Annotated in this window: 7 protein-coding genes and 1 pseudogene; 2 read left to right on the top strand and 6 right to left on the bottom strand. The window is 47.0% G+C overall.

Annotated features, from left to right (window positions below; genetic code table 11):
- Positions 1-775 precede the first annotated feature (775 nt).
- Positions 776-1,519: an IclR family transcriptional regulator gene (locus MHI15_RS30040; RefSeq protein ID WP_341165224.1), complete on the bottom strand. Its 744-nt coding sequence runs from the start codon at positions 1,517-1,519 to the stop codon at positions 776-778.
- 295 nt (positions 1,520-1,814) lie between these two features.
- On the opposite strand from MHI15_RS30040, the gene MHI15_RS30035 reads away from it, so the two are divergent.
- Complete coding sequence (locus MHI15_RS30035; protein ID WP_341165223.1) at positions 1,815-2,855, top strand: alpha/beta hydrolase; 1,041 nt, start codon at positions 1,815-1,817, stop codon at positions 2,853-2,855.
- Here MHI15_RS30035 and MHI15_RS30030 read toward each other — a convergent pair whose 3' ends face one another.
- Entirely contained in the window at positions 2,856-4,232 is a 1,377-nt protein-coding gene (locus MHI15_RS30030; RefSeq protein WP_076279664.1) for an MATE family efflux transporter, read from the bottom strand.
- Between the two features lie 256 nt (positions 4,233-4,488).
- On the opposite strand from MHI15_RS30030, the gene MHI15_RS30025 reads away from it, so the two are divergent.
- The gene (locus MHI15_RS30025; RefSeq protein ID WP_076138416.1) at positions 4,489-5,667 is read left to right on the top strand and encodes a Fe-Mn family superoxide dismutase; all 1,179 of its coding nucleotides are present in this window, start codon (positions 4,489-4,491) and stop codon (positions 5,665-5,667) included.
- A gap of 118 nt (positions 5,668-5,785) precedes the next feature.
- On the opposite strand, the gene folE is transcribed toward MHI15_RS30025, so the two are convergent.
- From folE to lepB, 4 genes and pseudogenes are all read right to left on the bottom strand, one after another.
- Positions 5,786-6,379, bottom strand: a complete 594-nt coding sequence (folE, locus tag MHI15_RS30020) for a GTP cyclohydrolase I FolE (RefSeq protein ID WP_036676830.1) — start codon at positions 6,377-6,379, stop codon at positions 5,786-5,788.
- 45 nt (positions 6,380-6,424) lie between these two features.
- Entirely contained in the window at positions 6,425-6,676 is a 252-nt protein-coding gene (locus tag MHI15_RS30015; RefSeq protein ID WP_036676828.1) for a YneF family protein, read from the bottom strand.
- 129 nt (positions 6,677-6,805) lie between these two features.
- A pseudogene (queG, locus tag MHI15_RS30010) lies at positions 6,806-8,002 on the bottom strand (tRNA epoxyqueuosine(34) reductase QueG); the annotation flags it as partial.
- A 35-nt stretch (positions 8,003-8,037) separates the two neighbouring features.
- Positions 8,038-8,646, bottom strand: coding sequence for a signal peptidase I (lepB, locus tag MHI15_RS30005; RefSeq protein ID WP_076101394.1), 609 nt, complete (start codon positions 8,644-8,646; stop codon positions 8,038-8,040).
- Positions 8,647-8,805 lie beyond the last annotated feature (159 nt).

The raw sequence follows: 8,805 nt of genomic DNA, 5'->3' as shown, positions 1-8,805 counted from the left end.
GTGTTCCTAGGTTCGGTGAGTTCGTGGGTTTCTGCGTTCCTGGGTTCATGAGTTCGTGGGTTTCTGTGTTCCTAGGTTCGCGGGTTTGCACGTTCGCGGGAACCCGGGTTCCTGGGCTCGTGAGTTCGTGGGTTTCTGTGTTCCTGGGTTCGGTGAGTTCGTGGGTTTCTGCATTCCTAGGTTCCTGGGTTCGTGCATTCGTGGATTCTAGCCTCCCCTCTCTGTGGCTCTGCCTTTCCGCCTATCTAGACCCGGGGTTCAAACGCTCGAGCCTCAGCATTACGAGTTACTGAGGATTCCAAAGAAACGTATATTCACTGAAGCTCACCAAACCAACGCAAGGTAGGGGAGCCGTTAGCCATTAGCTAGCCGTCAGTTAGCTGTTGATTACCCATCAGTTAGCCGTTAATTACCCATCAGTCAGCCGTCAGTTACCCATAAGTCACTCATCAGTCACTCATCATTCACTCATCAGCCACTCGTCAGTCACTCATCATTCACTCATCAGCCACTCGTCAGTCAGTCATCATTCACTCATCATTCACCCATCAGTCACTCATCAGTTACCCATCATTCACCCATCAGTCACTCATCAGTTACCCATCATTCACCCATCAGTCACTCATCAGTTACCCATCATTCACCCATCAGCCATCAGTTTTCAGCCACTTACCCACAATAGGCTAGTCCCTCCCCAAAACAGCAAAGCAGCGATCCTCCAATAACGGAGAGATCGCTGCTTCGCTGTTTAACAAGGTATGTCTCAGCCAGCGAATTAAGGAATCATCATGCCCATTTCACTAGCCGCTTCCTTCAGTACCGCGGCATATTCCACTAGCGTATCTCGGGATAGGCGACTAACTGGGCCGGACAGTGATAACGCCGCAATCACATTTCCACTGCGGCCCGTAACAGGCACCGCCACCGCGGCCGCGCCGGGCTCGCGTTCCTCGAAACTAGTGGCATATCCGAGCCGGATAATGTCATTAAGCTGCTCTTGATAGACACCCTTCTCAACGTAGTCCGGCCATCCCGAACTCTCCAGCAATTCTTTCAGCACCTCTGGAGGAGCATAGGCTGCCAGCACTTTGCTTGATGCCCCCACAGATAAAGGCAATCTCGCACCGATCTGCGCCACTCGCCGGATGGCCTGCTGGCTCTGAACCGCCTGAATCCGCACACGTTCTATGCCGTCGCGTAAGTATAAACTAACGGTCTCCCCTAGCCGATCCCGCAGCCGTTCCATTGACGGCAATAATACCGCGGCCGACTCATCAAAAGCAGGCAAATGCGTAGACAATTCCCAAATTCGTATACCCAAGCTGTATTTCTCAGTGGCCGGATTACGAATGAGGAAGCCCTTTTCCTCCAAGGTTGCCAGTAGCCGATGGACGGTACTTTTATGTAAATCAATCTTTGAAGCGATCTCCGTCAACCCTAAATCTCTGTCCTGCGTAAAACAAAGCAATATATCAAGCGCACGTTCTACCGCACGCACTGTAAGCTTTCGGTCCTCCATGATAATCTCCCCCTCGTGTTTCATCAAATGAAACTCGGTTACATTATAACTAACTCTATCTTAGTGCAAAACTCTATGGTAAGTCCAGTATATTCACTCCGCCGGAGTTGTGCCAAAAATGTGCCGGAAAAGGTTGGGCCGCACTTTACAGTTACATTACAAAAGCGTCTAATTCATTGACTTTGTAAGGGCTTTTTCATACGATTAACATATTAAATTATCTACTGATGCTTTAGAATCATTTTTACAAATTCTTCTAGGCACTAGTACTCACATCATTCTAGGAGGGGACCATATGGATCTGGCAACTCGCCAAACCGGCACAACCGTCTCCCGTCGACCTAAACTACCTAAACAAGGCAGTTCGTCCCGGCTATCGCTGCGGATGATTCGTGTGAAGCATATTATCGTTGCACTGCTATTATCTATTTTTTTCTTCTTAGCCTTCTGCTTTGTCTCACTTCATGGCTATATCGCCTGGGTATTATCTAATCCAACGGTCGCACCTCTGTATTCCAATCCCATGCAGGCCAAAGGTCTCGCATACGAGGATGTGACGTTTCCAGCTAAAGATGGAAGTCGGATGATGAGCGGCTGGTATATTCCCTCCGAAGGGGCTACCAAAACTATCGTGTTCAGCCATGGCTATGGCGCCAACCGGGAAGAATCTTGGGTACCTATGTACGATCTCGCTCACTATGCACACAGTCTGAATTTCAATGTCGTGATGTTTGATTACGGCTTTGCTGCCCAAGGCAACAAGGATATTGCAACCGGAGGTAAAAAAGAATCCCAGCAGCTTCTAGGCGCTATTGATTTTGCTAAGGAACGTGGAGCTGAGGAGTTAGTGGTATGGGGCTTCTCCATGGGAGCAGGCACAGCACTGCAAACAGGATTAGTATCAGAGGACATTGACGCGATGATTCTGGACAGCACCTTTTTGTTAGAGCCAGATACGCTGTATCATAATATTAAGCAAAATATTGATCTGCCCCGCCAGCCTTCCCTGGCGATTATGGAAATGCTGTTCCCAGTTCTAAACGGTACGGGGCTGAATCAAATTCCTTATGCGAAGGTCAAATCCGAAGATTATCCTTTCCCTATTCTACTCATGCATGGAACCGAAGATGATAAAGCTCCTTATCCTATTGCCGAAAAGCTGGCCGCGAACCAAAGCAATCCGTTCTCAGATTCCTGGGTCGTAGAGGGCAGCCATCATGAATTGCTATTCCGTGAGCACCCGCGTGAGTATTTGCGGCGAGTCTCTGCTTTCTTAGGAAATGTTCAACTAGCCAAAACCTACAATGGCAACCAGCCGGCGATCGCAAGTAACTAGTTAAGCACTACAATCCGCCTCTGTCCCCTGATGGGTCAGCTGCTTCAACCATTTACCACGGCGAAAACGCACGTAACCTATAACCAATCGAACAGCCTCTTCCAGGGACAGAAAGAAGTATACCCAGGGAAGAGGCTGTTTCCATCCCCATGACAACAGTAGCCCTAGAGGCACCCCAAGTAACCAAGTTGTGGAGCCTTCCATAATAAAGACGAATTTACTATCGCCACCACTCTGCAGGATCCCTCCCGCAATCATCATATTGCCCACCTTTATCCATAAAAAAAGAGCAAAAAAACAGATAACGGAAGTGGCCATTCGGCGTTCTTCCACTGTTAAGTTAAAGGCTGAGACGTAGAGCGGGGCAAGAACAGCAATAAGAACACCAAGCAGCAATGAAATCCCTACTCCTATTCGAACAAAAAAACGAGCATACTGAAAAGCACCTGCATTATTATTCTCTCCCAGCTTATGTCCGACCATAATGCCAGCTGCACCAGAAAGCCCTGCCAGAAGCCCAATCGTCAACCCCTGCAGCGGAAAGGTCACTGTCATAGCGGTCATCTCTGCTGTGCCCATACGGCTATATATTACGGAATAACAAGCCTCCCCTAAGACCCAAACCAATTCCGTTAAAACAATAGGTGCTATCGTTCTTAAAAAAGGTATGCACAGCGCTTTCGAAAACGAACTGAGTTCCTTAATACCCCCGGCACCCGGCAGCTTTCCACGATATATGGCTCCGACAATCAAAGCACTTTCGACTATACGTGAGATTAACGTTGCATATGCCGCACCTGCAAGTCCAAGCTCTGGAAATCCCCAATGCCCAAAAATAAGCGCATAGTTTAAAATAATATTCATTCCTACAGCAGCTATGCTAACAATCATTGGATACTTTACATGTCCTGAACTTCGTAGAACCGCCGAATAGAGCATCGTCAACATCGTTGGAATATAACTGAGGGCAACGATTTTCAGAAAAATGTACCCATTCTCCAACACTTCTTTATCCGTTGTAAAAATAGACAGACATAGCCGAGGGTTGAAAAAAACAAATATCGTAAATGAACCCGACAAGATCAGGCCAATTCCAAGACTTAATCCCAGTAGTGGTGTGATGCTCTTTCGGTCTTTACTCCCCCAATATTGAGCCGCGTATATAGCAAGACCCGTAGCAAGACCCGCCAGTACCACTGAAATCACGCTATAGATTTTACTAGCCATCCCAACCGAAGCGATTGCTACACCCCCAAGCTGCCCTACCATCAATTGATCTACTAAATACAGCACCGCCATGACTAGACTTTGGAGGGATATCGGTACCGCTAATTTTAACAGCTGATTATAAAATTGCTTCTTCTCAAGCTTGTTCATACCCTCATCTCATTTCTCAAAGTTTTTCTACTACCCCATAGGATTTCATTAATCGGTCCACACGACAAAAAAAAGGTACACCCTCCTTTTCGCGAGGTTGTACCTTTCGGTATCATTGCCTTTATTTTCCTGTATTATTTCACCATATCAAACGGTTGTCAACGATATTATTATCGCGTTCTTATGCTCTTCATAAGCTATCATGAGCACACATATAATGGACTGATGAAGACATATCACGGGAGGTTTTCTTGGAATGTTATATGTATACGGGCCGATGCTGCCAGTACGTATTTTAGAAGAAATCGTATTCTGGAAAACACAAGAGAAAGAGCATACCGAGGTTATCAAAGCAATCGTACCTAACCTGGAGGAACCCTATGTTAAACTGCTGGATGAATGGGCAGTGGTCTTCGGTGCCACAGAGATGGCCGCTCAGCAGTTATTGAATTCTGCCCTCTCTGCTTCTCCACCAAGTCAGGCTGAACTCACTGCGGAAACAGAAAAACTGCTGCATATCTCCTGTACCCAATCCCAAGAATTTGTTCGGCAGCTTTTTGCCATTATGGAAAGTAGCGCAGCCGTCAAAGCCGTCCCCCTTGCTACCACTGTGATCCTGCATATTATTCGCGAATCAGAGTATTTCCTTGCCGTACTGCACACTCTGAGCTCGCCCGGACAGCTCACGCAAATTATGAGAGATTATACAGCAGCCGACTATGTCGTAAGAACAGAAGAGGACAATGTCACGCGGAATGAGGGACTTATTCCTTCTACAGATACTATCCTAGATATTCGTGAAATGAGTGCTGTGCCAATTGGCGGACATACGCTGCCTCCATTGCCTTATGCTTATAATGCGCTGGAACCATACATCGATGAGAAAACCATGCGGATTCATCACGATAAACACCATCAAAGTTATGTAGATGGACTAAATAAAGCGGAGAACAAGCTAGCTGAGGCTCGCAAGAAAGGAGATTTCGATCTCGTTAAGCATTGGGAGCGGGAGCTAGCCTTTAATGGGGCAGGCCACTATCTCCATACAATCTTCTGGAACGTAATGTCTCCACAAGGTGGCGGGCGTCCAACTGGAGCCTTACTGGAAGCCATTGAACAAAGCTTCGGCAGCTATGACAGCTTCAAGAAACAGTTCACAGAAGCTGCGAATAAGGTTGAAGGTGGCGGCTGGGCTATTCTCGTCTGGAGTCCACGCAGTCATAGACTGGAGATTTTGACTGCGGAGAAACATCAGAACCTGTCACAATGGGACGTGGTTCCGTTACTGGCTCTGGATGTATGGGAGCATGCCTATTACCTTAAACATCAGAATAATCGGGCCGATTATATTGAGGATTGGTGGAAGGTCGTTAACTGGCCTTACGTCTCAGAACGTTATGCTGCTGCCAGTAAACTGGCCTGGAAGCCTTTTTGATATTATTTCAATTCACAGTGAACATCACTCTTATTCCCACACCCTGACCAAAAAGGACCCATCATTCACATTACGTGAACGATGGGTCCTTCCAATTTCGAGGTATGCACCCCGATATTTATTCCTTAATCAAGCTTAGAAACTCCGCACGAGCGGCGGCATCCTCACGGAAGACCCCTCTAGTAGCCATAGTTACCGTTTTGCTGCCTGGCTTCTTCACTCCGCGTGCACACATACACAGATGTTCTCCCTCCACAACAACCATAACACCGTGGGGGCCTAGCACCTCCGTCATAATATCAGCAATTTGCGCCGTAATGCGTTCTTGAACCTGTAGACGCCGGCTTACTGCTTCAACAAGCCGAGCTAATTTGCTGAGTCCAGCAATACGTCCGCTCGGAATGTATCCTATATGCACTTTACCAAAGAAAGGAGCCATGTGGTGTTCACATTGGCTGTAATAGACGATATCCTTAACAATCACTAGCTCTTCATGAGACTCATCAAAAGTAACGCCGAGCGCCTCGCGGGGATCTATCGAATAACCGCCGAATATCTCCTCGTACATCCGCGTAACACGTGCCGGTGTTTCCAGCAGTCCCTCGCGGCCGGTATCTTCACCGATTAATTCTAATATTTTCTCAACGTGATACTCGATTTGCTCACGGTTCTCTGCAACTTTACCGTTCACATATTCCTTGATGTTCCCCATGATGTCTCCCCCTTCCGCACCCGTATACATGTTATCCGGACCCGGTTACTTACTTCTACGTTTATTCCCTTTAGCTGCTCCTGGGCGCGCACCTGGCTGTCCCTGAGTCTTCATCATTTGCTGGGCACGCTGCATTTGCTTCCCGTTCAGGTTATAACCCATTTGCTTTGCAACCTTTTGCAGCATTTCAGGATCATTCTGCATGTTTGTCATTTGTTTGCGCAGATAATATACACCGATGAAAAAACCACCGATGAGACCTACGACCAATGTAATAATAGGTAATGCGATACTCATCTAAAGCCCACCTCTACACTCTATTGTCTGCATCGCCATATGGCACGCGAATCTATCATAGCATTTCAGGAACTGGACAGCAATTGGCAATATGCAACCTGTCTATGAACTTTTTCCTCCATTAATATCGCTGTCCTCTCGTGCCTTCTTCCCAGTAAGGAGCACATCCTGCGCCCGGCTTAGCATTTCCCTCACCGTGCTATCCTCCTCGCGCTCTAAACCCGCTTCTACAGCCGCTAGAGCCTCATCACCGCCAATACGTCCAAGCGCCCAAGCAGCAGTGCCCCGCATCTCTGGCCGCGGCTCCTTCAGAACAATCTCTGATAGCTTTGGCACAGCCCCGGCTTCCTTAAAATTGCCTAGGGCAATGATCGCATTTCGCTGCATCGGCTTTTTGCCTCTCCAGGCTGCTGAGCTATTGCCGAATTTCTCTTTGAACTCACGATTGCTAAGATCAAGGATCGGCAGCAGCAGCGGCTTCACAATTTCAGGATCAGGTTGCATCTGAGGGCGATGATTCCAGTTCTTACCTCTATTCTTGGGACATACAATCTGGCAAGTATCACAGCCGTATAGACGATTGCCGATCTTGGTCATATACTCCTCGCTGAGGAACCCTTTAGTCTGCGTCAAAAAAGAAATACACGCCTGTGCGTTAAGCTGACCCGGACCCACAAGCGCTCCGGTCGGACAAGCATCAATGCACTTAGTACACTCCCCGCATCCTTCTTCAACAGGTTCATCCGGAGCAAAAGGAATGTTCGTAACCATTTCCCCAAGATAAATCCATGATCCCCATTTGGGTGAGATGATAGAACAGTTTTTGCCGCTGAAGCCTATTCCCGCTCTTTCCGCTACCGCTCTATCTACTAGAACACCAGTGTCCACCATACTTTCCAGCACAGCCTCTGGTACACGCTCGTGAATAAATTCCTCTAGCTTACTTAAGGCTTCCCTCAGCACATGGTGATAATCCCTGCCCCAAGATGCCCGGGCGAGGATGCCTCTACGTGCACCCGGCTCAGATTTAGGAGGGTTCTCCATTTTAGAAGGGTAAGCCACTGCAATCGAAATAATAGATAACGGCTTGTCTCCAGAAGACAATGCTGGAACAGTCCTTTTATCCAGATCAGGTTCCTCGAAGCCAGATTCATATCCTTTGTCCCGGTGGTCTTGCAGTATATTTTTTAAATATAAAAAAGGTTCTGCTGTTGTAAACCCGATATCATCAATACCGAGTGATGTCGCAGCCTCCTGAATCTCTGCTTTAAGCTGTGCCCACCTGGAAGGCGGGGGAGCATACGATGACTGAAATGTATTGGTCATTTCCGCCTTCTCCTTTCATATCTTCGCTGACTTTCTTATAATCTATTCAGTTTTGACAGAGGCCACCATATATAATCAGCCCTGCCGACAATCATATCCTGTGAAATAGAGCCGAAGTAACGGCTGTCCTTGCTGGCTGAAGCATGACGGTTATCGCCCATTACAAAATAATTGCCACTTTCCACGGTTAACGCTGCAAAATCCGGATCTTCAATCTCAGTATCGATATAGGGCTCATTCACTATTTTTCCATTCACGTATAACTGATGATTCCGTACCTCTATGATATCTCCAGGTATGCCAATCACTCGCTTCACTAAATACTCCTTATGACTAGGTCCAGTACTTGGATCATGAAGAATGACAACATCACCATGTTTTGGATTTACGAAGAGCAATGAAATTTTATTAATGAAGAGCCTCTCACCCTCCCAGAGCGTTGGCTGCATAGACTGACCTTTAACCGTTGATATATTGAACACAAAAACATTAAGAACAGACATCACAGCAAAAACAATCACAGCTGTAAGCAGCCAATCCTTCATTTCCGAGACCAAACGACCGCCCAGGGTAGTCTTGGATCTGGAGGATCTATGTCTTTGTTTCCTATTTCTCGTGTAATCTACTTGGGGCTCCTGATTCAATATGTCACCTCTGTTCTCAATAATTGAAGTCTATACTTGCAGATATTATAACAATAAAAAAGCATATCTCCCAGCCATTAGCAATGGACTTCTGGAAAATACGCTCGAGTATGAATGAAACAGACTATATCGTCAGCTATAGTTCTTTTTTCTAGAAAA

This window comes from Paenibacillus sp. FSL H7-0918, from assembly GCF_038007025.1.
GTDB lineage: Bacteria > Bacillota > Bacilli > Paenibacillales > Paenibacillaceae > Paenibacillus_AQ > Paenibacillus_AQ odorifer.
The sequence above is the reverse complement of the archived record's forward strand: the minus strand, read 5'-3'. Positions and strand labels throughout refer to the sequence as shown.

Excerpts from the sequence above, each read along its gene's own strand:
- MHI15_RS30040 (WP_341165224.1), bottom strand. The coding sequence starts at position 1,519 with ATGGAGGACCGAAAGCTTACAGTGCGTGCGGTAGAACGTGCGCTTGAT.
- MHI15_RS30035 (WP_341165223.1), top strand. The coding sequence starts at position 1,815 with ATGGATCTGGCAACTCGCCAAACCGGCACAACCGTCTCCCGTCGACCT.
- MHI15_RS30030 (WP_076279664.1), bottom strand. The coding sequence starts at position 4,232 with ATGAACAAGCTTGAGAAGAAGCAATTTTATAATCAGCTGTTAAAATTA.
- MHI15_RS30025 (WP_076138416.1), top strand. The coding sequence starts at position 4,489 with ATGTTATATGTATACGGGCCGATGCTGCCAGTACGTATTTTAGAAGAA.
- folE (WP_036676830.1), bottom strand. The coding sequence starts at position 6,379 with ATGGGGAACATCAAGGAATATGTGAACGGTAAAGTTGCAGAGAACCGT.
- MHI15_RS30015 (WP_036676828.1), bottom strand. The coding sequence starts at position 6,676 with ATGAGTATCGCATTACCTATTATTACATTGGTCGTAGGTCTCATCGGT.